Origin of the sequence: Methyloferula stellata AR4, from assembly GCF_000385335.1 — a bacterium.
Classification (GTDB): Bacteria; Pseudomonadota; Alphaproteobacteria; order Rhizobiales; family Beijerinckiaceae; genus Methyloferula; species Methyloferula stellata.
Genome location: NZ_ARWA01000001.1, coordinates 1997235 through 2019816, shown reverse-complemented (window position 1 = coordinate 2019816; position 22582 = coordinate 1997235). Strand labels below are relative to the sequence as shown.

General features: G+C 59.8%; 25 protein-coding genes, 2 tRNA genes and 1 pseudogene. 13 read left to right on the top strand and 15 right to left on the bottom strand.

Annotated features, from left to right (window positions below; translation table 11 throughout):
- Positions 1-23: 23 nt before the first annotated feature.
- The 3 genes from A3OQ_RS0109985 to A3OQ_RS0109975 all read right to left on the bottom strand — a co-directional run bounded on the left by A3OQ_RS0109985 (position 24) and on the right by A3OQ_RS0109975 (position 2748).
- A complete protein-coding gene (locus tag A3OQ_RS0109985; RefSeq protein WP_020175242.1) occupies positions 24-812 on the bottom strand; it encodes a DODA-type extradiol aromatic ring-opening family dioxygenase in 789 nt (262 codons plus the stop codon).
- 263 nt (positions 813-1075) lie between these two features.
- Entirely contained in the window at positions 1076-1279 is a 204-nt protein-coding gene (locus A3OQ_RS21940; protein WP_020175241.1) for a DUF1902 domain-containing protein, read from the bottom strand.
- Between the two features lie 80 nt (positions 1280-1359).
- Positions 1360-2748, bottom strand: a complete 1389-nt coding sequence (locus A3OQ_RS0109975; RefSeq protein WP_020175240.1) for a class II 3-deoxy-7-phosphoheptulonate synthase — start codon at positions 2746-2748, stop codon at positions 1360-1362.
- A 312-nt stretch (positions 2749-3060) separates the two neighbouring features.
- Here A3OQ_RS0109975 and A3OQ_RS0109970 point away from each other — a divergent pair.
- The 4 genes and pseudogenes from A3OQ_RS0109970 to A3OQ_RS0109955 all read left to right on the top strand — a co-directional run.
- Positions 3061-3801: pseudogene (locus tag A3OQ_RS0109970) on the top strand (manganese catalase family protein); the annotation flags it as partial.
- Positions 3802-3975: 174 nt separating this feature from the next.
- A complete protein-coding gene (locus A3OQ_RS0109965) occupies positions 3976-4371 on the top strand; it encodes a PRC-barrel domain-containing protein (RefSeq protein ID WP_026595693.1) in 396 nt (131 codons plus the stop codon).
- A gap of 38 nt (positions 4372-4409) precedes the next feature.
- On the top strand, positions 4410-5657 hold the full coding sequence (locus A3OQ_RS0109960) for a DUF2252 family protein (protein WP_020175238.1): 1248 nt from the start codon (positions 4410-4412) through the stop codon (positions 5655-5657).
- 230 nt (positions 5658-5887) lie between these two features.
- Positions 5888-6343 carry a response regulator gene (locus A3OQ_RS0109955; protein ID WP_020175237.1) on the top strand — a complete coding sequence of 152 codons (456 nt, stop codon included), beginning with the start codon at positions 5888-5890 and terminating at the stop codon, positions 6341-6343.
- Here A3OQ_RS0109955 and gor read toward each other — a convergent pair.
- From gor to A3OQ_RS0109935, 4 genes are all read right to left on the bottom strand, one after another.
- Positions 6286-7704, bottom strand: coding sequence for a glutathione-disulfide reductase (gene gor, locus A3OQ_RS0109950; protein WP_020175236.1), 1419 nt, complete (start codon positions 7702-7704; stop codon positions 6286-6288). The two genes, A3OQ_RS0109955 and gor, sit on opposite strands and share 58 nt — an antisense overlap.
- A 35-nt stretch (positions 7705-7739) precedes the next feature.
- Positions 7740-8291 (bottom strand): DUF2059 domain-containing protein, encoded by a 552-nt coding sequence (locus tag A3OQ_RS0109945; RefSeq protein WP_020175235.1) that lies wholly within the window; start codon positions 8289-8291, stop codon positions 7740-7742.
- A 77-nt stretch (positions 8292-8368) separates the two neighbouring features.
- Positions 8369-9079, bottom strand: a complete 711-nt coding sequence (rpiA, locus tag A3OQ_RS0109940; RefSeq protein ID WP_020175234.1) for a ribose-5-phosphate isomerase RpiA — start codon at positions 9077-9079, stop codon at positions 8369-8371.
- Between the two features lie 131 nt (positions 9080-9210).
- A complete protein-coding gene (locus tag A3OQ_RS0109935) occupies positions 9211-9597 on the bottom strand; it encodes a hypothetical protein (protein WP_026595691.1) in 387 nt (128 codons plus the stop codon).
- A 108-nt stretch (positions 9598-9705) separates the two neighbouring features.
- Between A3OQ_RS0109935 and A3OQ_RS0109930 the strand changes: the two genes are divergently transcribed.
- Complete coding sequence (locus A3OQ_RS0109930; RefSeq protein ID WP_020175232.1) at positions 9706-10401, top strand: HAD-IA family hydrolase; 696 nt, start codon at positions 9706-9708, stop codon at positions 10399-10401.
- 69 nt (positions 10402-10470) lie between these two features.
- Positions 10471-10545: transfer RNA gene (locus tag A3OQ_RS0109925), tRNA-Val, on the top strand.
- 14 nt (positions 10546-10559) lie between these two features.
- Here the strand turns inward: A3OQ_RS0109925 and A3OQ_RS0109920 are convergent.
- Positions 10560-10787 carry a hypothetical protein gene (locus A3OQ_RS0109920; RefSeq protein ID WP_026595690.1) on the bottom strand — a complete coding sequence of 76 codons (228 nt, stop codon included), beginning with the start codon at positions 10785-10787 and terminating at the stop codon, positions 10560-10562.
- Between the two features lie 509 nt (positions 10788-11296).
- A complete protein-coding gene (locus A3OQ_RS0109910; protein WP_161607325.1) occupies positions 11297-12781 on the bottom strand; it encodes a mechanosensitive ion channel family protein in 1485 nt (494 codons plus the stop codon).
- A gap of 143 nt (positions 12782-12924) precedes the next feature.
- Between A3OQ_RS0109910 and A3OQ_RS0109905 the strand changes: the two genes are divergently transcribed.
- Positions 12925-13335, top strand: a complete 411-nt coding sequence (locus A3OQ_RS0109905) for a PaaI family thioesterase (protein WP_020175229.1) — start codon at positions 12925-12927, stop codon at positions 13333-13335.
- 58 nt (positions 13336-13393) lie between these two features.
- Here A3OQ_RS0109905 and A3OQ_RS0109900 read toward each other — a convergent pair whose 3' ends face one another.
- On the bottom strand, positions 13394-14137 hold the full coding sequence (locus tag A3OQ_RS0109900) for a TerC family protein (protein WP_020175228.1): 744 nt from the start codon (positions 14135-14137) through the stop codon (positions 13394-13396).
- A gap of 4 nt (positions 14138-14141) precedes the next feature.
- On the bottom strand, positions 14142-14831 hold the full coding sequence (locus A3OQ_RS21935) for a pyroglutamyl-peptidase I (protein ID WP_020175227.1): 690 nt from the start codon (positions 14829-14831) through the stop codon (positions 14142-14144).
- 90 nt (positions 14832-14921) lie between these two features.
- Here A3OQ_RS21935 and A3OQ_RS24385 point away from each other — a divergent pair, with 90 nt between their 5' ends.
- The 4 genes from A3OQ_RS24385 to A3OQ_RS0109875 all read left to right on the top strand — a co-directional run bounded on the left by A3OQ_RS24385 (position 14922) and on the right by A3OQ_RS0109875 (position 17713).
- On the top strand, positions 14922-15248 hold the full coding sequence (locus A3OQ_RS24385; RefSeq protein WP_152428385.1) for a hypothetical protein: 327 nt from the start codon (positions 14922-14924) through the stop codon (positions 15246-15248).
- 122 nt (positions 15249-15370) lie between these two features.
- A complete protein-coding gene (locus tag A3OQ_RS21930) occupies positions 15371-16528 on the top strand; it encodes an alpha/beta hydrolase (protein ID WP_244427124.1) in 1158 nt (385 codons plus the stop codon).
- Between the two features lie 77 nt (positions 16529-16605).
- The gene (locus A3OQ_RS0109880) at positions 16606-16962 is read left to right on the top strand and encodes a hypothetical protein (RefSeq protein ID WP_020175224.1); all 357 of its coding nucleotides are present in this window, start codon (positions 16606-16608) and stop codon (positions 16960-16962) included.
- 46 nt (positions 16963-17008) lie between these two features.
- A complete protein-coding gene (locus A3OQ_RS0109875; protein WP_020175223.1) occupies positions 17009-17713 on the top strand; it encodes a hypothetical protein in 705 nt (234 codons plus the stop codon).
- Between the two features lie 112 nt (positions 17714-17825).
- Here the strand turns inward: A3OQ_RS0109875 and A3OQ_RS0109870 are convergent, their stop codons facing one another.
- Both A3OQ_RS0109870 and A3OQ_RS0109865 read right to left on the bottom strand, forming a co-directional pair.
- The gene (locus tag A3OQ_RS0109870; protein WP_020175222.1) at positions 17826-18134 is read right to left on the bottom strand and encodes a hypothetical protein; all 309 of its coding nucleotides are present in this window, start codon (positions 18132-18134) and stop codon (positions 17826-17828) included.
- 198 nt (positions 18135-18332) lie between these two features.
- A tRNA-Leu gene (locus A3OQ_RS0109865) sits at positions 18333-18417 on the bottom strand.
- Between the two features lie 142 nt (positions 18418-18559).
- Between A3OQ_RS0109865 and lipB the strand changes: the two genes are divergently transcribed.
- Positions 18560-19291: a lipoyl(octanoyl) transferase LipB gene (gene lipB / locus A3OQ_RS0109860; protein ID WP_020175221.1), complete on the top strand. Its 732-nt coding sequence runs from the start codon at positions 18560-18562 to the stop codon at positions 19289-19291.
- Positions 19292-19295: 4 nt separating this feature from the next.
- Entirely contained in the window at positions 19296-19754 is a 459-nt protein-coding gene (locus A3OQ_RS0109855) for a hypothetical protein (protein WP_020175220.1), read from the top strand.
- 145 nt (positions 19755-19899) lie between these two features.
- Here the strand turns inward: A3OQ_RS0109855 and A3OQ_RS0109850 are convergent, their stop codons facing one another.
- Both A3OQ_RS0109850 and A3OQ_RS0109845 read right to left on the bottom strand, forming a co-directional pair.
- Positions 19900-20139: a hypothetical protein gene (locus A3OQ_RS0109850; RefSeq protein ID WP_020175219.1), complete on the bottom strand. Its 240-nt coding sequence runs from the start codon at positions 20137-20139 to the stop codon at positions 19900-19902.
- A 146-nt stretch (positions 20140-20285) separates the two neighbouring features.
- On the bottom strand, positions 20286-22463 hold the full coding sequence (locus tag A3OQ_RS0109845; protein ID WP_026595688.1) for a malate synthase G: 2178 nt from the start codon (positions 22461-22463) through the stop codon (positions 20286-20288).
- Positions 22464-22582 lie beyond the last annotated feature (119 nt).

Genomic DNA, 22582 nt, shown 5'->3' with positions numbered 1-22582 from the left:
TCGCACACCATGAATTTTACCGACTACTGGAACATATAGGCGTCCATCATCAGCGCGCCACGCTGCACCGATGTATGGATGCGCTTGCCCTTGGCGCCTTCGCCGCCCGCGCCGAGCGCGAAAGGCAGCGGGAAAAAATGATCCGCCTTCGGATGATGTTTGACCGCGTGAGGCGCTAGAGCACGATAATCGTTGATTTCGTCGACCGAGCCCGCCTCGGCCTTCTCCTTCACCCAATCGGCGAACTCTTGAACGAAAACCGGCGGCGGCGACACAAAGTCTTGGTGCGAGTCGTAGAGCTCGTCAAAATTATGCGTCAGGCTGCCGGAGCCGATGATCAAGACGCCATGTTTGCGCAAGGGCGCGAGCGCGCGGCCGACCACGAAATGATGGCCGGCGCCCTCTTCCGGCTGAATCGACATCTGCACAACGGGGATATCGGCATCCGGATACATGAGGCTCAAAGGGCTCCAGACCCCATGATCATAGCCGCGCCCGACGACTTCCTGCACCGGAAACCCCGCTTGCTCGACAAGGGTCGCCGCAACCGTCGCAAGCTCCGGCAGGCCCGGCGCGGGATAGACCTTTTTATAGAGTTCGGTCTCAAACCCTTTGAAGTCGTAGATCATGCCCGGCTGTTCGTCGGCGCCGAAAGATGGGACCGGCGATTCAAAATGCGCCGACATCAAGATGATCGCCTGCGGCTTGCCGATCTGGGCGCCTAGCCCCGTCAGAAACTCGCGCGCTGGATTGGGATAGAGGCATAGGTTTGGTGCCCCATGCGACAGAAAGAGGGTTGGAAATTCAGCCATGGCTTGATTCAATCATACGAGAATGGACACGCGGGCGATAGCATCTGAGATCCGCCGGAACCGAGAGATTAAAACTGCCTCGGTAATCCAGCGTCTTTCAGAATGCCATTGGCGGTATGGACCACCGTTGTATTTTTTGGAACGGTAATATTCCGGTTTGTATGTGGACTGTGCCAGATCTCATGCGAGCCTACCTTGCCGGACGAACGTACAGCCTGCCTCTTTGAGAAGGCGCACGAGCTCTGGATAGAGATTGGAACCCATCAGGCTGCGAGAGTTACAATCTGTTGAAAGCTGATCTCCGATCCAGGTGCAGCTTCGCCCAAAAGGTCCGGCGCCACGTCCTGGACGATATTGACGAACTCCTCGAACGTATCGGCTTCAACATGCAGCCCCGGAATATCGGACGAATCGACATAGTAACGGCCCGTCTCTCTATCTTGGCTGACATGGACCACATAAGTCATTGGATCACAGCTCCAGCCGCTCAACCTTATTTCAACGCATGATCTTGTCCGAAAAGTCTGCAACTTTTCGGGATCATGCTTTACTCTGCCGCATCGACCTCGGGTTTGCCGCGCGCGATGCGCTCGGCCTTCAAAAGCTCGGCCACCAGGAAAGCAACTTCGATCGATTGCTCGGCGTTGAGCCGCGGATCGCAGTGGGTGTGATAGCGATCGTGCAGATCGGCTTCCGTGATGGCGCGCGCGCCGCCGGTGCATTCGGTGACATTCTTGCCGGTCATTTCGAGATGCACGCCGCCGGCATAAGTGCCTTCGGCCTGATGCACGGCGAAGAACGAGCGGATCTCGCCCATGATCCGGTCGAAAGGCCGGGTCTTGAAGCCCGAACCGGCCTTCACCGTATTGCCGTGCATGGGATCGCAGGACCAGACGACGGTGCGGCCTTCCTTCTTGATCGCACGCACGAGCGGCACGAGATGTTCGGCGACCTTATCGGTGCCGAAGCGGCAGATCAAAGTCAGGCGCCCGGCCTCATTCGCCGGATCGAGAATATCGGCGAGGCGCAGGAGATCGTCCGGCTTCATTGAGGGGCCGCATTTGAGCCCGATCGGATTTTTGACGCCCCGCGCATATTCGATATGCGCATGGCCCGGATCACGCGTGCGGTCGCCCACCCAGATCATATGGCCGGAGGTCGCGTAATAATCGCCCGTCGTCGAATCGACTCGCGTCAGCGCCTGCTCGTAACCGAGCAGCAGCGCCTCGTGCGACGTATAGAATTCCGTCTGGCGCAATTCCTGATGGGTTTCAGGATCGAGCCCGATCGCGCGCATGAAGCCGATCGTCTCGGTGAGCCGGTCCGCCAATTCCGAATAGCGCGCAGACTGCGGCGTATCCTTGATGAAGCCCAGCATCCAGCGATGCGCATTTTCGAGATTGGCATAACCGCCAGACGCGAAGGCGCGTAGGAGATTCAGCGTGGCCGCGCTTTGGCGATAGGCCATGAGCTGACGCCGGGGATCGGGGATACGCGCTGCCTCATCGAAGGCGATGTCGTTGACGATATCGCCGCGATAGCTCGGCAGTTCGACATCGCCGATCTTCTCGTTCGGTGCCGAGCGCGGCTTGGCAAATTGACCCGCGATGCGGCCGACCTTCACGACAGGCGACGCCGCGGCGAAGGTCATCACCACGGCCATCTGCAAAAAGACGCGGAAGAAATCGCGGATATTATCCGCCGCATGCTCGTCGAAGCTTTCGGCGCAATCGCCGCCCTGCAACAAAAAGGCTTCGCCTTGCGCGACCTTGGCCAGGTACTTTTTCAGCTTGCGCGCTTCGCCTGCGAAAACCAAAGGCGGAAAACCGGCAAGCTGCCGCTCGACCTCGTCGAGCACAACGGCATCGGGATAATCAGGCACTTGCTCAATGGGTTTCGCCCTCCAGCTATCGGGCGCCCAACGTTCGACGGACATTTTCAACTCCAGACAGCCTCCTCGCGGAGCCATCGATTAAAAAAAGCCTTTTAGCGCATTTGCCGCCCGCATGGGAACTATCTGAAAAAGCCAGGCTCCGTGCTTTTATGCAGCACCCTTATTAAGGGGCGAGCTTGGCATTTATCAATGCCACAAGTGCCCCCGGACCAGCCCTCCCGCACGTGGGGTAAAACTGCCGGACAAACTATTGCGAAATAAAGCCTTTTTCTGCGGCCAAGCCGGAACCACCGCGCCCGCGCCCCGGTTGAGGGCCCACAGGCCGATAGCCGGCCGATACTCCAGGGGACGCCCATGTATCATCACGTTAAAAAGCTCATGTACACGGTCCGGGTTGCTGCGCCCGACCCGCGCTTCGGCAATATGCTGCTCGAACAATTCGGCGGCGCCAACGGCGAACTCGCCGCCGCGATGCAATATTCCATTCAGGGCATGAATTGCGACGATCCCGGTCTCAAGGACATGCTGATGGACATCGGCACGGAAGAGATCAGCCATCTCGAAGTGGTCGGCGCGCTCATCCGCCTGCATGTGGCGCCGATGAAGACCGCGCGCGACGCGGCCGAGATCAATCCTCTCGTCTCCGTTCCGGGCGGCGGCGGAATCTCGCTCTGCAATTCGATGGGCGGCGCTTGGACGGCCGATTATCTCAAAATCTCCGGCCAGCCGGAAGTCGACCTTCGCAGCAATATGGCGGCCGAAGCGCGCGCCAAGATCACCTACGAAAGACTCATCAACTTCTGCGACGATCCAGACACCAAGGACGCGCTCCAGTTTCTGATGACGCGCGAAATCACTCATATGAAAGCCTTCGGCTTGGCGCTTGAAAATCTCGGTCTCGAACCGCTTGAGATCGGCGCGATTCCGCCGACTGCCGGCCTCGTCGATCAATATTTCAACGATTCGACCGGCGAAGGCGATGAAGGCGAATTCGACGCGCTCGGCCCCTGGAACGATGGCGGCTCCTGGCAACGTGTCGATGCCCCGGCCTTTCAAGGGCTCGCCAACGGCGAGACCGGCGCACGCAAGACCAAGCCAGCCGCCAAGGGCGCTGCCCGGCATTAATTGGAACGAATGCGACTCCTAACGAAAGCGCGGCATGCGTATCAACGCTTGCCGCGCTTTCGCATTTTCGGATTCGAGGCGGAACATTTCGCAGATGTCGAGGTTAAGAGCGCACCCTTAGCTTCACTTCAGGAGGAAACATCTATGCGTCGTTCGATTCTTACTGCTGCCTTGATCTTCACGCTTCCGGCCGTGGCGCTCGCGCAAGCGACCGCGCCCAATCCGAAGGTTCAGCCGACCACCGTGCCTGCGAGCGCCGTTCTCAGCTATGACGTCATCGGCTTGAAGCTCACCAACGGCAACAATGAAAACGTCGGCGAGATCAAGGATCTCGTCATGGAAAATGGCAAGCTCGACGGCTACATCGTCTCGGTCGGCGGCTTCCTCGGCATGGGCGAGCGCTACATCGACGTGACGCCCTCGTCGATCGGCATCAGCTACGATTCCACCAAGAAGGAATGGAAGGGCGTCATCAATGCGTCGAAGGACGAGCTGAAGTCGGCGCCTGAATTCAAGTACGAAGGCAAGTTCAAGCACTAAAACCCGAGGGCTTTAGGCTGAATTTAAAGGCGAAGGTCTTGGACCTTCGCCTTTTTCGCGTTGCCTCAACCGACGAAAGCGATCCAGTGCCTCAAAATTTGAAAATCAGTCCGGACGAACGCGCGGCTTTCCTTGCAACCCAACAGAGCTTGAAGATGGCGCGTTCGGCGCATGCCTTTGTGCGCGGATCGACCGTCAGCTTCTATGAATGGCTCGAGACCGGCCGCGTCACGGATATTCCGACCGGACCCGCCATCTGGATCTGCGGCGACTGCCACCTTGGCAATCTTGGTCCACTGGCAAATGCAAAAGGCAAAGTCGACATCCAGATTCGCGATCTGGATCAGACGGTCATAGGCAATCCCGCGCATGATCTCATACGTCTCAGCCTGTCGCTCGCAAGCGCGGCGCGCGGCTCTGACCTTCCGGGCGTTACGACGGCGCGGATGCTGGAGGAAATGATCCGCGGTTACGGCCTGGCTTTGCGCGAACCGGGCCCGGATGATCTTGTGCCGGAGCCAAGCGTCGTCAGAAGCGTGCGGCGCCGCGCGCTCGGGCGCCGTTGGGATCATTTGGCGCGCGAGCGGATCCAAGATATTTCGCCGGCCATTCCGCTGGGGCAAAAATTCTGGGCGCTTGCCGACGAGGAGCGTCAGGCCATCGCCGCGCTGTTCAAAGAACCGGAGATCAAGCGGCTCGTTTTGACGCTGAACGCCCGCGCCGACACCAGTAAAATCGAAGTGGTCGATGCCGCCTATTGGATGAAAGGCTGCAGTTCACTCGGAAAGCTCCGCTATGCGGTGCTCGTCGAAGTGATTGACAGCCGTCAGAAAACTTATGCGCTGATCGACATAAAGGAGGCTGTCGAAGCCGCGGCCCCGCCCCATCCGAGCGCCGACATGCCTGCTCATTATGGCGCGCGGGTCGTAGCCGGTGCGCGGGCCCTATCGCCAAACCTTGGTAACCGCATGCTTGCGGCAAACCTGATGGGGCATCCGGTCATCATCCGCGAGCTCATGCCGCAAGATCTGAAACTCGAAGTCGATCAATTTTCGCGCACGCAAGCAGTCGAAGCCGCACGCTATCTCGCCTATGTCGTCGGCCGCGCGCACGCCCGGCAAATGGACAAGGCGGTGCGCGCCGAATGGTCAAATGAATTGGAGCGCCGTCATCCGGCGGATCTCAATGCCCCGAACTGGCTTTGGTCGAGCGTCGTGTCCTTGGCGGCAAAGCATGAAGAGGGCTATCTCGAACATTGCCGCCGCTACGCGCTCGAGGCGGTATGATGGTAAACGGCCACGCCTCTGTTGAGCAGTTTTCCACCGCGAAAAGCAAACAGCAAAGCCATCCGAGCAAGAGCAATATCTTACAGAAACAATATAGATTCCACCAGACTACACATCATCGCACAAATACATTATAAAATTTGAATAAAATCCTCTATATTATATTAATACTTCATTTTCACTGTAAATTTATTATTTATAAATCAAATTATACGGGTGAGGGAAAGACTTTGGAAAGCTTTCAGCACTGCCGTACGCTCATCGTCGATGAAAACATCCTAGCCTGCGCTCTGCTCGAAGAGACTCTCAAGCTCCTTGGCTTTCGGGTGATTCATACGGCGTCGCGCCTGGACACAGCGCATCACCTTATCCGAGAGGCGCAATACGATCTCGTCCTTCTCGATTGGCCTTCGAACCGCGATCTTCTGAAGGCCCTGAGGGGCGAACAAAACCGGCAAAGCCCGGCGATCGTCGCGACGGGCTTCGATAAAGATCCGCGCAGCCGGCTCGCCATCATTCAGGACGGCGCCGACGCCTATATCAACGCGCCTTTTTCAAAGGTCCAAGTGTTGATCACAATGGAATATGTGCTGAAGGATTTCCTGTCCCCGCCATGGCACTTGCGGCTCTATTCGCCTGCCACGGCCGCGTTGGGGCCTTCTTCGCCGATCGTCTCACGCTCGTAGCGCGCCGTGCGCACCCGCATGGTGACGAGTTCTTCCGCCGAGGTGGGATGGACGGCCATGGTCGCGTCGAAATCGGCTTTCTTGACGCCCAGCTTCACCGCGATGCCGAGAATCTGCGCCATCTCGCCGGCATCGTCGCCGAAGATATGGACGCCAAGCACGCGATCCGTCGTGCCGTCGACGACGATCTTCATCGATGTCTTTTCCTGGCGGCCCGACAAGGTCGCCTTGAGCGGCCGGAAGCTCGCCGCGTAAACATCGACGCAATCGAATTGCTCGCGCGCCTGCTCTTCCGTCAGGCCGACAGTACCGAGTTCCGGCGTCGTGAAAACCGCGGTCGCGATATTCGCATAATCGACCATCGTCTCCTTGTTGCCGAAGACCGTATCCGCAAAAGCATGCCCTTCACGGATGGCGACAGGCGTCAGCGCAATGCGATTGGTGACATCGCCGACAGCATAGATCGAATCGACATTGGTCTTCGAGAAATGATCGACCTTCACCGCGCCCAGCGCATCCAATTCGACGCCCGCCTTTTCGAGCCCGAGCCCTTTCGTATGGGGATGGCGCCCTGTCGCGAGCATCACATGATCGACATCGAGCACGGTTCCATCCGTGAGCGTGACGTTGAAACCGCTTGCGGCCTTCTCGATCTTGGTCGGCAGGGTGACGGTCTTAAGATCGACGCCTTCCTGAATGAGCGCGTCGCGCACACTGCAGCGCATATCTTCGTCGAACCCACGCAAGACATTTTCGCTGCGCACCACGAGCGTGATTTTAGTGCCGAGCCGCGTGAAAACCGAAGCGAACTCGACCGCTATATAGCCGCCGCCGACGATCAGCATATGGTTCGGCAGGTTCGGCAGATCGAACACCTCGTTGGAGGTGATCGTATATTCGAGGCCCGGAATACGCGGCTCCAGAACCGGTGTGCCGCCGGTCGAGACGAGGATATAACGCGCACTGATCTCCTGCCCATTGGATTTGAGGCGGATCTTGTGCGGCCCTTCGACTTCGGCACGGCTGTCGATGATCGAGACGCCGGCCTTGTCGAGATTGGTGCGATAGATGGCCGAGAGCCGCGAGATTTCCATCTCCTTCGCGGCGACGAGCTTGTTCCAATCGAAGGTCGGCTTGACGAGCGTCCAGCCGAAGCCCGCTGCGTCGGCGAAATCATCGGCGAAGCGGCTCGCATAGACCATCAGCTTTTTGGGAATGCAGCCGCGGATCACGCAGGTGCCCCCGACGCGAAACTCCTCGGCAACCAGCACTTTGGCGCCATAGCCGGCCGCGATGCGCGCAGCGCGGACGCCGCCCGATCCGGCACCGATGACGAACAGATCAACGTCGAAGGCGGACATCCCCACTCCTCATATCTTTGAGGGGCAAGCGCCCGTCAAAGCTGGTGGCCCTTCTTCGCCATTTCGACGCGGACGCGGGTCATCATGTCGGTCGAGATTTGCTCCCGCCAGCCTTCCATGATGACGACAATGTCTTTCATGAAACTCGGCTGGGTCTCGACATATTTCTTGCCGGCATCGGATTTGAAGAAGGCGTCGATCGCCTTCAGATCCTGCTCGGAGAGCAGCTTCGCGTAGAGATGCGCCGCCTTATCGGTCAGGTCATCGGCCTTTTTGTCGAATTCCGGCTTCAACTGCACGAAGACCTTGCCGAGGTCGGAGGCAAGTTCCGGCCGCGTCTGGGTCAAATTGCTGCCGACCTGATCGAAGAATTGCGGGATCGATGACGAAAACGAGGCCGCGATTCCGTTCAATTCGAGCAGTTCGCGAGCGGCCGCGAGGTGAGAGGCGGTCGGCTCGCCGGCAGCCGGCGCGGCGGCCGCGGGTGCTGTCTGGGCAGGGGTTGGCGGTTTCTGGGCCCATGCGGCCGCAGGCGCGAACAAAACAAAAGCCAAGCCGATCCAAAAGGGCCTGAAATGGGAACGCATGCACTTGCTCCTTGAGACCTGAAGGGATGACAGACGAATGACCCTTGCGGCCACGACGGGCTCCAATATCACGCGCCTCAATCTAGGTGTCCGAAAATTTCGATGCCCTGCGGCCCGGCGCTGATGACGCCCTTGGCGATACCTAGAAAAAGCCCGTGCTCGACCACGCCCGGAATGGCGGCGAACCGCGCGGCCAGTGCCTCTGGATCGGAAATAGACCCGAAAAAACAATCGACAATATGATTGCCATTGTCCGAGACATAAGGATGGCCACTGGGATTTTTGCGGATCTCGATCCGGCCTTCGCAGCCGGCCGCCTTGGCCTCCTTCGTCATCAAGGCCAGGGTGGCTTTGAGGCCGAAGGGCGTGACCTCTACTGGCAAAGGAAATTTGCCGAGAACCGCGACCAATTTCGAGGAATCGACGATCACGATCATACGTTTTGACGCCATGGCGACGATTTTCTCGCGCAAATGCGCGCCGCCGCCGCCCTTGATGAGACGGAGATCGCGGTCGAACTCATCGGCGCCGTCGATGGTCAGATCCAATTCCGGCTGCTCGTCGATCGTGGCGAGCGGAATCGACAGAGCCGCGGCCTGAGTACGCGTGCGTTCGGATGTTGGCACGCAAAGCACGTCGAGCCCCTCGGCGACGCGGGCACCCAGCAGATTGACGAAATGCGTGGCGGTGCTGCCGGTCCCAAGGCCAAGCTTCATGCCCGGCCTGACCAGCTCCAGGGCGCGTTCGGCGGCGGCCTTTTTGGCATCGTCTGGACTGAGGGCGGCCATGGCTCACGCTAACGACGGGACGCGGAAAGGATGCGGGACAAGGCCGCGGGGATAAAGGCCGGGTTAGGCTGCCGGGCTTTCGGCGTCAACCCCGCAGCTCTGGTGCGCTGGGACCGAGGTGCAGGCCTGCCCTATTTCGCCTGAGGCGTGCAGACGACATTGTCGTTCAACACATAGCAAATCGACATCATCCCGGTGCGCAGATCGACCCGGAACACGCCGCCTTCACGCTCGTGACGCGAGGCGACCAGGGCATATTCGCTCGAGGCCTGCGGGCCGGCCCCCTCGCCCGGCGCATAGCAGAGGGTGACGCCGACTCCCCCCTCCTTCAGGCCATATTGGCAGGCGCCCACCTCGCCCGTCGCCTTGTCGAGGCGGTAGACGCGGTTCAAATCGGTTTCCGGCGCTGCGAGAAATTCATAATTCGCCGCTTGCGCGGCGGAAAATCCCAAACCCGCCGAAAACGCGGTCAAACCGGAAATGAAGGCCAACCGCCTCCAGGCTGGTGAAAATTTCATGACATCGGCCCCCTGCGCCCGAATCATCGGCCCATCTTATACGCGGCTTTAGGCCTCTGTCTCACCTCTCGCTTGTGCCAGCGCTTCTTTCAGCCTAATCGGTCGCGCATGACGCATGAACCGCAAGCCAAACCGCTTCTCGTCTTCGATCTCGACGGCACGCTCGCCGAAACGGCCGGGGACCTGATTTCGACGCTGAATGTCATTCTCGCCCGCGAGGGCCTGCGCAAGCTCGCGATGGAGGAAGCCCGCCCGATGATCGGGGCCGGCATGCGCATGCTCATCAAGCGCGGCTTCGAGGCGGAGGGCGTGGCGCTTTCGGACGCAAGGCTCGAAGAGCTGTTTTTAGCCTTTCTCGCTCATTACAACGATCATATCGCGGATGAGACGCGGCTCTATCCGGGCGTGATCGAGGCGCTCGACCGGTTCGAGGCGGCCGGTTGGGGATTCGCCGTCTGCACCAACAAGCTCGAACGGACCTCCATCCTGCTTTTGACCGCGCTCGGCGTCGCCGATCGCTTCGCCGCCATTTGCGGGCAGAACACATTCGCCGTGTCCAAGCCGAACGGCGAGGCCTTGCGGCTGACGATCGAACGCGCCGGCGGCGATCTGCGCCGCGCCATCATGGTCGGCGATTCCAAGACCGACATAGATACCGCGCGCAATGCCGGCGTGCCGGTCGTCGCCATGACGTTTGGATATACGGACGCACCCGTTTCGACCTATGCGCCGGACCGTGCCATCGACCATTTCGACGAGCTTTGGGCGGCCGTCGCAGCGCTGGCACCCGCGCTCAATCCCTGAGCCGGCGCTGCGCCCTTGACTTGCAGCGGGCGGGGCTCGTACACGAAGACACCTGACGCTTCAAAGAGCGGGCGATTAGCTCAGCGGGAGAGCACTCCCTTCACACGGGAGGGGTCACTGGTTCGATCCCAGTATCGCCCACCATCGTTTTGGCTGGATCAGCGGATCACGCAAAAGCCGCCGACGATACGGCCCCGCGCGCACCACGCCTCGTGAACTTTCGCTTGCGGCCGCACTTGCACCATCGAGGCGACGTGAACCTCGCTTTTCGGATGCGGCACGGATGAAGGCGTGGGAAGCCTGATACCGGCAGCATAAGCCATGACCTCCGCGATCATCGCGAGGACGAAGACAAAAATGGCCGGACCGGCGATGCCCTGTTTCATGCCCCAATCAAGGCAGAGAGATTTTAACGCGCAGTCGACGCCCATCGTCGAATGATCGCAAAATTTTAGGCCATTTTATCTCTGCGATTTATTCAAAAGCCGCGGCTGCTGCGCGCCGAGGCCCTTCGCGGCATGCGCGATCGACGCGGTACGCCTCATTTCAGGACGCAAAAGCCGCCTTTGATCTCGCCGCCCTCACAGGCCTGAGCGCGCGGCTTAGGCTTAGGCTGGGGCTGAGCCTGAACCGGGGATTGAGGCTGCGGCGCCGCGGTCATTCGATGGTAGTCCGAAGACCGCCAAAATTGCGGAACCCAGCCGGATGCAAAAGCATACACAACTCCGCACAACACAAAAAATGCGGCTATTGCAACGAGACTGGTGTCTCCCTCTTTCATCCCGCGAGGGTAAAATAAGATAGGTTTAGAAATGATACTTTAGCTTTGCTTTGAAATGACTTTGGTCCTGCCGATCGGGGCTCATTCGTGATTCCGGCGCCCCTGGTTGAGCGCTTATTTTCCGCGCGCCATCGTCCGCGGCAGGGCGCTCTCCCTCACATTGAAGAAGGCGCGGATGCGACCAAGCAGATGCCCGTTCGGGGTTGCACCCGAGCAGGCCTGTGCCGCGATCGTGCGATCGAGAAGCGCCTGCGCTTTCGAGGCTCCCGCTTCGAAGGCATGGAGCAGATCCGGATTTTCATCGAGCAGCGGTGCGATCATCGCCTTGCCGACCTCATAGGCGAGAAACGGCGTCAAAGCCGTGACGGTCGCCGCATTCGGTTCACCCGTGAGCAGCGCGAGCTCGCCGAAATAATCGCCAGGTCCGATGGTGCCGAGCCGCCGCGAGCCTTGTCCCTCGTCGCGCGTCACTTCGAACGTGCCGCTTGCGATGATAAACAAGGACGCGAGCCCGCCGCCCTGATCGAAGATTTTATCGCCCGCTTCGCCATGATGCGCGATGAGGCGGGACGCGAGCACGGCGCGTTCTTCATCGGTCAGCGCTTCCAGCACATGGGTTTCTTGCAAGAGTTGCGAGAGATCGGGCGCCGCGACGGATGTGAGCGGCGTGCCATTTTGCGTGGCCAGCGCCACGCCGCCATAACGGGCGTGCCGCGCGACCTGCTGCAGTAGATCGGACCTTGCATTGCCGAGGCTCGATATCGACGCCGAGAAACTGATCTCATAGGTCGCGCCGTCGCCGCCAAGTTCCAAACAAGTGACTTTCGGCGCCGGATGGAGCACGAGCGCGCTCGCATTCAGCGCGGCAGCGCGCAAAAGCGTCACGCCTTTTCGCGGCGACACGGCCGGATCCAGAACGACTTTGACCGTTTCGGTTCTTGTCTCCGTCGGCGAGCTGCGGTTGAGGATGCGGGATTTGGCAACGACGCTGTTGGGCACTGTGGCAATATCGTTTGCGCCCGTTGCAATGCGCGTCGAACGCCAATTCGTCTCGATCACGCGGCCTTCGACCGGCCCCTCGATCCAGATGAGATCGCCGACCTTGAAAGGCCGGTCGATGCCGATCGCGATACCGGAAAACAAATCGCCGAGCGTATTCTGCAAGGCAAGGCCGAGCACGATCGCGATGACGCCGGATGTCGCGACGAGACCCGTCACCGACACGCCGAAGACGAGATCGATGATGGCGAGCGAAGCGCCGAGATAGATCGCGCCCGCCACGAGATCCAAGGCTAGCCTCGCCGAATGAGCCTGATGATTGACATTGAGCACGATCTGCCCGGTAACGACGGCGATGCGCGCAACGCCGATCCACCAGGCAGCGACGAAGAGCTTTTCGGAAAGCGCCTCGAAAGTGTTGGCGTCGGATGCAAAATGCGGGTCGAGGGTAGAACCGACGATTGGCCAGAGAAAATAGGTGAGCACGGCAACCGAGCCGATGCTCAAGGCCAATCGCACCCATGGCGAATGCGACCGCATCAGAATGGCCGTTACGATCGTGAAGACAACCACCAACCAGGGAAGAACAAACCACGGCATCAAGGGGACCATACTGGGCACGAGAGCGTTAGATCACCGCTTTTGGCGGCGTGGCATCATAGGGCTTGCGGATCGGCACGCCAAACGGGTGATTTTCCAGCCGTGCGCCAGAGTCTATATCTGCCAAATATGGAGGATCAGGGATGACGGATTTTTTCGGCGCGGACATTCCTTTCGCGCATCATTGCGGCATTGTTGCGCTCGAGGGGACGCCAGACAAAACGCGGCTCGGCCTCAAGCTCGGCGAGCCGCATCAAAACCATATGGGCACTGCCCATGGCGGTATTATCCTGACCCTTCTCGACATTGCGCTTGGCAGCGTCGCACGCCTGGCCTCGGGCCATTCGGTCATGACGATCAATCTGCAAAGCTCGTTTCTGTCGCCCGGCCGCGGCGAACTCGTCGCCGAGGGTCGCGTGCTGCAACAAGGCCGCTCCTTGATCTTTTGCGAAGGCGAGGTGCGCGACGCGCAAGGCGTTTTGGTCGCCAAGGCGACGGGCCTCTTCAAAACCGTGCAGGAGGCCGTCCCCAATCCGGATGCGCCCAAGGGCTAGAGCATCGGACCGAAAAGTTGCGCGACTTTTTGGATGAGATCACGCGTCAAACAAATGCTCAGGCGGGTTTCCGGCTCCAGCGCGCCAGGCCCGCTCCGGCCAGAACCACGGCCATGCCCGCGGGCGCCCACCAAAAAGCAAGCTGCGCGAAGCGCGGCCGCATCCAAGCGGCCACCGTCGGATCGGAGCCGATGAGATCGCCCGCGATCCAGCCGAGCAAAGCCGCACCCGCCCAAACTAGAACGGGAAACCGGTTCAACAGCGCTAGAATCAGGCTCGAGCCAAAGACGATCAGCGGAATGGACAGAGCCAGACCGAAGACGATGAGAACGAGATCCTCTTTCGCGGCGGCCGCGATGGCGATGACATTGTCGAGCGACATCACGCCGTCGGCAATGGCGATGGTGCGGACCGCGGCGAAAAGGCTCCGCGCCGGTCTCACGCTCTTCTCTTCTTCTTGATCGAAAACGAGCCTCATCGCGATCCAAAGCAAAAGCACGCCGCCAGCAACTTTGACGAAAGGCAGAGACAGAAGCTCGACAACAACGAAGGCGAATAAAATCCTGAGCGCGACGGCGGCCAGCGATCCGAGCAATATGCCCCAGCGGCGCTGATGATCCGGCAGAGTCCGGCAGGCGAGTGCGATGACAATCGCATTGTCACCGGAGAGAAGAATATCGATCCAAATGATTTCCAGAATTTGAAGGGCGATCGCCATGGTTTCGGGATGCGCCGATCCTATGCCCGACGCGAACTCCGATATCGTGATTGCGAATTGTTGCACCTCATGGAGGAAATCCATCCCGTCAAGTCCTGAACACTTCAATAGCGGAAGACAGCGTCCGTTTTGTTTGGCATCTCAAGAATGGTTTGTCACGATCAAGCTTTGGCAATGGTCTTTGCGACGTCCGCCGCAAAACCGGCTGCAAACTCATGATGAGAATAATTGCCGCCCGCGCGAGCGTCGAGGCGCGCATATGCGGCACATGGACGAAGCCGACGGTGCGATTCGTCGCCGTGGCCATGGCGAGCGACAGATAGAAGGTCTGATTGCAGACATAATTCCCCGCGTCGTTCGACGGCCTGCTGGCGATCCAGGCCCGGCGCAGCGCTGCGTTCAGCGCGGGCACCGGGACTCCTGCCCGTTTTACCGCAGCGGTCCCGCGCAGAATGCTGGAACCAGGCGCGCATTTTCCCGCCGCATCCGGAGAGGTACCAAAATGGTTTACAGCGCGCGTCTCGATGCTGATCGCACGCCGCCCTCGGGCAAGGCCGAAATGCAGGATGGCGTCAGGCGCGGTCTCAGCGATCAAAGCTGTCAATCTCGGCGCGATCTCGCTATAGACGACGGGCAGAACCCGGCGCTCAAGCTTGATGCCCATCCGCGCAAGCCGCCTCTCGTGGGCGGCGAGATTTCGCATCAAAACCGCCGTAGGATTATGAGGTGCTCCCGGAAAAGCACCAAAACCTGTGACGAGGATCACGGAGCCTTTCATATTAACCTTTTATGAGGATTCTTCCGAAAGACGGCATTCAATCACCGTGGGGTTGGTTAGGTTTCAATCTGACGAAGTATCGGGTTCTCGATGTCAAATATGGTGTTCTCATCCGCAGCTTTATTTGCAGTTTTCACGGGAATTGCGATTTTGCGCGCTGTTGACACTTTTCGAGGGGATGATCGGCGGGGTTTCCTGACTGCCTTGGCAATGACTTTATCGACGACCGCCGCTACCGGCGGCGCGCTCTGGATCGGCATTCAGTATCCGAACGCCAATTTTTGGGCGAACCAGGGTTTTGGCCCGGATTGGGAGTGCAGCAATCTTGGAAAAGGCAGCGCACAAGTCTGCGCCCCCGATCTTCCGAAACGCCTCCAAATTCAACCGGCTGCTCAACCCAATTCCAATGCAAATTAGGCCATCGTCCAGCGTGTCCCATTCTAGACATGTTCAAGGCCCACAAAGGGCAAATGCGGTTGCATTTTGATATTTCATCCTCGTTTGAGCTCCGAGGCGGCCTTTCGCACGCGGGTTTTGCCGTGCTCCTTGGCCTTTCGATGATTCTTGCCGGCTGCGCCTCTTCCGGGCTCACCGATATATCGACCAAAGTCGCGTCCATCGGCGATTTTTCATCCTCCGCCGCACCTGCGACGGCGCGAACCATTTCGGCTTTCGTCGTCTCGACACGCTCGCCCGATCATAAGGCGGCAACCGACAATAATGCGCATCTCTCCTTACAGATGATCAGCGTGCCACCAGGCCACCAGGCCGGCCAGATGGAAAAGCCGATGTTCGGCGCGCCTGACCCCAACAAGCATTTCGTCATCACCGCAAAACGCGAACTCGACGATGCGACGTTCAAAGCCGAGATCGAGAGCCATTTGTCGGGGCGCATCGGGTCGAACCGCGACGTGCTGATCTTTGTGCATGGTTTCAACACGAGCTATGACGATGCGCGGTTTCGCCTCGCCCAGATCGTCGCCGACGGCCGTTTCGGCGGCGTACCCGTGCTCTTCACCTGGCCGGCCACCAGCAATCTCCTCGACTATGAGGCTGCGAAGGAAAGCGCCGCCGCCTCGCGCGACGCGCTCGCCAAATTGCTGCAGGAACTGGCGGTCGCGCCCGGCGTCGGCCGAGTTCAGATCGTCGCCCATTCCATGGGAACATGGCTCGCGATGGAAGCCCTGCGCGAGACGGCGATCGCCGGCATGCCGGATCTGAACGGCCGGCTCGGCAATGTCATGCTGGCGGCGCCCGATATCGATCTGTCCGTCTTCCGCGCGCAGCTCGCGCGGATCGATGCTTCGCATGTGTCGGTTCTGGTCTCCGCCAATGACCGCGCGCTGTCCATTTCGCAAAGGCTTGCCGGCAATCGCCAGCGCGTCGGCGCGCTCGATCCGCGCAATCCGGCCGATCAAGATGCGCTCCGGCAGCTCGGCGTGAAGGTCTATGATCTCTCCGGCGATTCCGTCGGCTTCATCGGGCACGACACTTATGCCGATGCGCCCGAGATCGTGCGCCAGCTCGGCGCGCAGATCGGGGCGCCGCGGATTCAAGATGCCAATGTTCAATCGATCCTGGGCGACAGGCCCGTGTCTTCCGAGGTCACGACAGAGCCCCTGCCCGCGACCGCCCCCGCCACGGCTGCGACGACCCCCGGCGGCGCGGCGACGGCCAGCGCGACACCGGCACGGTAGATCTGCAATAGCTGCTCCACTCTAGACGGCTTCAACGCATCCCTATAGCCTTTGCCGCAGCCATGGGAGGGATAGCCATGCGTGAGCAAATTTTCGGAAGCGCCGCCCTTATCTTCTTGTCGAGCGCATCATGCGCGATCGCCGAAGACTCGTTTTGCAAATGCATGGAACTCAAGGACCCTAATCAGAAGGCGGAATGCATCAAACAATGCGTCATCGTTAAACATCCCTATGAACCGCGTCCCGGCGGCACGGCTTTCGTTCCGAATTCAAAGGACAATTGGGCGACCGGCCCCTGGCAGCCTTCGATCGGAGGTTTTTGGACAATCCCCGGCGAATCCTCGACGAACAGGCTGGTGATCGAACGTAAACCCAATCCTGAGTGGGATTGGACGCATGGCCAGACACCGCTCATTACGGGTCCAAACACTTAAGCGGCGGTTCGTTCTTTTAGGCTGAATTAAGAGGCGGGAGAGAGAAGTGGAACTTCTCAATTGGTGGGCGCTGAATGTCATCCTGACCGCCCTGCTTGTCAGCTCCGCCACCTCCTTCATCGTCTCGATCGCAGCCGTCCGAATCCGGCCCGCTGCCCCGGCAGGCAGTTTCTGGCTGCTCTTCCTGGCTGTGTTTGCATTTTCGATGCTGGGCTTCGTCACCGGCCAAATTCTGGGCGATAGCCGTGAATCGGTCGTGGGCAGTGTCGTTCCCGCCGTTCTGACTTTGCTCGGCGGCGTCGTCGCTTATATTTTCAGCTCGAAAGGCATAAGATCGCAGACCGCGATTTCCGCGGTACTTGTCTGCTTTACATTTTCGTTTCTGGTCGGCTCTCTTTTTGGGATCAGATTGCGCATCGAATATGAATACAGCCTCCAGGATCCTGCGTGGCTTTCGCAACGCGATCTGGCCTTAGAACAAAATAAATTGGCGGTCGAAATCCAGCGGTTGCAGAATTATGTCGTCTGGCTCCAACTCCGCAATGAATTTGCGGAGAAGGACAAGCTGGATTTGTCGCGTTTCGAGACCATTTTCGAAAAGTCCAAAGAAAAAGAAAAAGAAAGCAAGTCGCCGGACGAACCAACAGGCTCATCCCATCACCAAGCTGAACCTCACTCAACGGGACCTGCCGGCGAAAGTGCCAAACCGCATGGCTCTCCTTCGACGAGTGAAGGTCCAAAACCAAAATGACCGGCGCTTCGCAACATCATCTTTCTGGCAGCAAAAAGCCCCGCCGGCCTGAACCAGCGGGGCATATTGCAGGTCATGCATAAGGGCTGCATGGGGCTTCGAAGGCTTTCCCTCAGTAGCCGTTATAACCATAAGGGGCGTAGCCATACCCATAGGGCGCAGACCCGTAATAGCCGTAGCCATAGGGCTGATTGTAATAATAATTAGAGGCCGCTGCGCTGGCGATCGCCGCGCCGGCGATTCCGAGGCCAAGCGCGGCACCGCCGCGGCCCCAGCCGCCATGGCCGTAACCGCCGTGGAATCCGCCAAATCCGCTGTGAAAATGCTGCGCCTCGGCGGGCGAGATCGTTGCAACCGCCGCCGCTCCAAGCGTGACGGCCGTTATTGCCGCGATCGCAGCTTTTTTGAAAGTTGTCGTCATGGTCTCTCCTTTCGTGCGGGGACCAATGACGAGCGCCGGAAATGGTTTCGACGGCTCCGGTTTTAATCGCTGCCGGCGCAAAGCTTGAGAGCGGCTCGCGGCGGATCGATTCTCGGCCGGAATGCACGAAAACTCCCTTCCCTCAGCTTGGCGAAAGCCGAGGACAAAAAGTTTAATAGTGCAATAAAATCAATATAATGGTGCGGCCAAGAGGACTCGAACCTCCACGGGTCTCCCCACTAGCACCTCAAGCTAGCGCGTCTACCAATTCCGCCATGGCCGCGAATTCCCGCACGACAGACCTGTGACGGCGACATCGGGAGTGGCGTCGTCTAACAAATCGGGCCGGGCCTGACAAGGCTCCGTTCGTGTGGAATGATCGAAGAGACACATCTACAAGAGAAACCAAAGGCCGGACGAAGAGAATGTCGCGCCGCGAGAACCTGAAACCTTCGTTTTTGCCGATGCCGGACGCCCCGCCGGTCGAATGGCACATTTCCGAGGGTTTCATCGATTATACGCGGGCCGTCGCCGAAATGGAGGCGCGGGCGGAGGCGATCGCGTCCGGCACCGCGCCCGAACAGGTGTGGCTGCTCGAGCATCCGCCGCTTTACACGGCGGGAACCTCGGCCAAGGACTGCGATCTGAAAGAAGCGCGCTTTCCCGTCCATAAGAGCGGCCGCGGCGGCCAATTCACCTATCATGGTCCCGGCCAGCGCGTCGCCTATGTCATGCTCGACCTGAAACGCCGCAGGCAGGACGTGCGCGCCTTTGTCGCCGCCTTGGAAAGCTGGATCATCGCGACGCTTGCGGCTTTCAATGTCAGTGGGGAGCGGCGCGAGGACCGCGTCGGCGTCTGGGTCAAGCGGCCCGAAAAGCCGAAAGGCCCTGATGGCGAGAGCGCCGAGGATAAGATCGCGGCGCTCGGCATACGCCTGCGCCATTGGGTCTCGTTTCACGGCATTTCGCTGAATGTCGAGCCGGAGCTTTCGCATTTTTCCGGCATCGTGCCATGCGGCATCGCTGCCCAGCATTATGGCGTGACGAGCCTCGGCGATCTCGGCTTGATCGTAACGATGGATGAGGTCGATATGATCCTGCGCCGCGAGTTCGAGACCATTTTCGGCGCGACAGAACCGGCGAAAGCAGGCAGTTGAGATCATGCTCGATATCGTCGACCGGCGGCCGCACATCTGGCACGTCAATCTCCAGACAAATAAATCCTATCGCTCGCATCGCACCGACGTGACGGATGCCGCTGTCGATGTCCTGCGTCCGCTGGTCGCCGCCGATGGCGAATTCGACGTTCCGAATATTCCGGGCCGCAAATTATGGGTGACACGCTCCGGCAAGCTCCTGCTGGCGACCGTACAGGCGGAAAACCCCATTTGCACGATCGCGGTCGCGGCGCAGACCGTCGGCGCCGACAAGCTCTGGCAGATGCTGCATGAAAATATCAAATTAGCGACGCGGGCCGATTATCTGCCGTCGGAAAATCCCTGGTCGGCTGTGCGCACGGAGGTCGGTCTCGCCGATCATCCGGACGATATCGAGTGGCTTACCGATTTCGAACGATGCCTCGCCTGGACGTGGCTGGAGCGGGTCGGGCCGAAGAGGTAGGGCACGGACCTTTCCGTGCGTCATGCGCGGACTTGATCCGCGCATCCAAGCCCAATCGCTAAAAGGGTCGTACCCTTCGTCAAACTGCGTTCGTGGATGCCCGGCTCAAGGCCGGGCATGACAGCCACCAGGGTGGCAGGCGCGCTTAATCGATCAGATTGCGCTTGCGCGCCTCGGTCTCGGCAAAAGCCCGCGCGTCCGCGCCGAAGACGCTCGCATCGTTCAGCGTCCCATTATTGCCTATCGTGACATTGTCGCCGAGGATGCGCTTTTCACCGTCTTTCGTGATGAAATAGGCGTAGCGATGGGCCTCCGCGCGATGCGTGACCAGAATGCTCTCTTCATCGGCCTGATCTACCGAAAATTCCGCTTCTTCCTCGTCCATGATCCCGACCTTGAGCCTCGATGCGGCGGCACGACGCCCGCGCCCGCCAAATTTCCCCGCTGATAGCAGATCGGCACGCCTGCGGCCACCCATAGGGGAAAGCCGCCGGGATGCGCCATCAGGCGGGAAAAGGGCTTAGAGGCGCGTCAGGATGCCGCCAGTAGTTGGGCTGCCTTCACCTCGCGGCGGCGCTCATGCAGGATCCATTCGGTATAGCCGTTCGGCTGCGTGCGGCCCTTGAAGATCAGATCGCAAGCCGCCTTGAAGGCCGGCCCGTCGAAGGCAGGCGCCATCGGACGATAGAAAGGATCGTCGCGGTTTTGCCGATCGACAATCTCGGCCATGCGATGCAGGGTCGCCGTCACCTGGGCTTCTGTGACGATCCCGTGGCGCAGCCAATTGGCGACATGCTGGCTCGAAATGCGCAAGGTCGCGCGATCTTCCATCAGCCCGACATCGTCTATGTCCGGCACTTTGGAACAGCCGACGCCCTGGTCGATCCAGCGCACGACATAGCCCAGAATGCTCTGGCAATTATTGTCGAGTTCTTCCTGCACGTCGCCCGGGTCCCAATTGACGCGCGCGAGCGGCATTGTGAGAATTTGCTCCAGCCAGGGCTTCATGCTCTTGCGCAGATCCTCCTGCCGCTTGAACACATCGACGCGGTGATAATGCAACGCGTGCAAAGTGGCGGCCGTCGGCGACGGCACCCAGGCCGTATTGGCGCCGGCCAGCGGATGTTCGATCTTCTGCGCAAGCATATCGGCCATACGGTCGGGCGCGGCCCACATGCCCTTGCCTATCTGCGCATGGCCCGGAAGGCCGCAGGCAAGGCCGACATCGACATTGGATTTCTCGTAAGCGTCGAGCCAGGGCGTCTTCTTCATCGCATTCTTGCGGATCATCGGGCCCGCTTCCATCGACGTATGGATCTCGTCGCCGGTGCGGTCGAGGAAGCCCGTATTGATGAAGACGACGCGGTCCGGCGCCGCATTGAGGCAGGCCTTCAGATTGACCGTAGTGCGGCGCTCCTCGTCCATAATGCCCATTTTCAGCGTGAACTTCGGCAGGCCGAGCATGGACTCGACCCGTGCGAAGAGAGCATCCGCCAGTTCGACTTCGGCCGGCCCGTGCATTTTGGGCTTCACGATATAGATCGAGCCCATCGCGCTATTGCGCGGACCATCCGCGCGCTTCAGGTCGTGAATGCCGATGAGCGCCGTGACCGCGGCATCGATGATCGTTTCCGGCACCGGCTGGCCTTCTTCGTCGAGCACGGCATCGGTCAGCATGTGATGACCGACGTTGCGCACCAGCATGAGGCTGCGCCCCGGCAAAGTGAGCGTGCCGCCGTCTGGCGCGGTGTAGGTGCGGTTCGGCGCCAGCTTGCGCTCGACGGTACGGCCGGATTTTTCGAACGAGGCCGTGAGGCTTCCCTTCATGAGGCCGAGCCAGGCACGATAGACCTCGACTTTGTCCTGCGCATCGACGGCCGACACGCTGTCTTCGAGATCGACGATGGTCGTCACCGCCGATTCGAGCACAACGTCGGAAATGCCCGCCGCGTCGTCGTGGCCGATATCCGACGTGCGGTCGATCTTGATCTCGATGTGCAGGCCATGATTGACGAGCAGCACGAGCGCGGGACTTGCGGCCTCGCCCACAAAGCCCGCGAATTGTTCGCTCTGGAGCAGACCGCTTTGGCCGCCGCCGTCGAGTTCGACGACAAGCTGGCCGTCTTCGACGCGGTAGCCGATCGCGCTTTTATGGCTGCCATGCGCGAGCGGCACGGCTTCGTCGAGAAAATCCCGCACGAAGGCGATCACGCGCGCGGCGCGCACCTTGTTGAATTTCTTGCCCCGCTCGGCCCCTTCCGTTTCCGGGATGGCATCCGTGCCATAGAGCGCGTCATAAAGGCTGCCCCAGCGCGCATTGGCCGCGTTGAGCGCATAACGCGGGTTCGACGCAGGCACCACAAGCTGCGGGCCGGGAATCTGGGCAATCGGATCGTCGACATGGTCGGTGCGCACGGCGACCGTTCCCGGCTCCGGCACGAGATAGCCGATGATCCGCAAAAAGGCCTCATAATCAGCCATATCGAGGGGCTTGCCGGCCCGCCGATGATGATAGGCGTCGATCTCCTCCTGCAGGAGATCACGAACCTGGAGTTGGGCGCGAATCAAAGGGCTGAAATCGGCGACGAGTGCTGCCAAGCCCGAGGCAAATTGCTCCGGCGCGACCCCTGTTCCCGGCAAGGCTTCGTTTACGATGAAATCGCGAAGAAGAGTGGCGCACCGCAAGCCGCCTAAGAACGTGTTATCCATGTTCAACCCATCTTGTCGTAAGAGACCCCGAAGAGGTGATTCGTTCACTGGAGTACAAGATATTCGCCGCAAGCAGCCTTTAGAATGTGGACCTTCGGCTGAGAATGGCAGCAATGCGG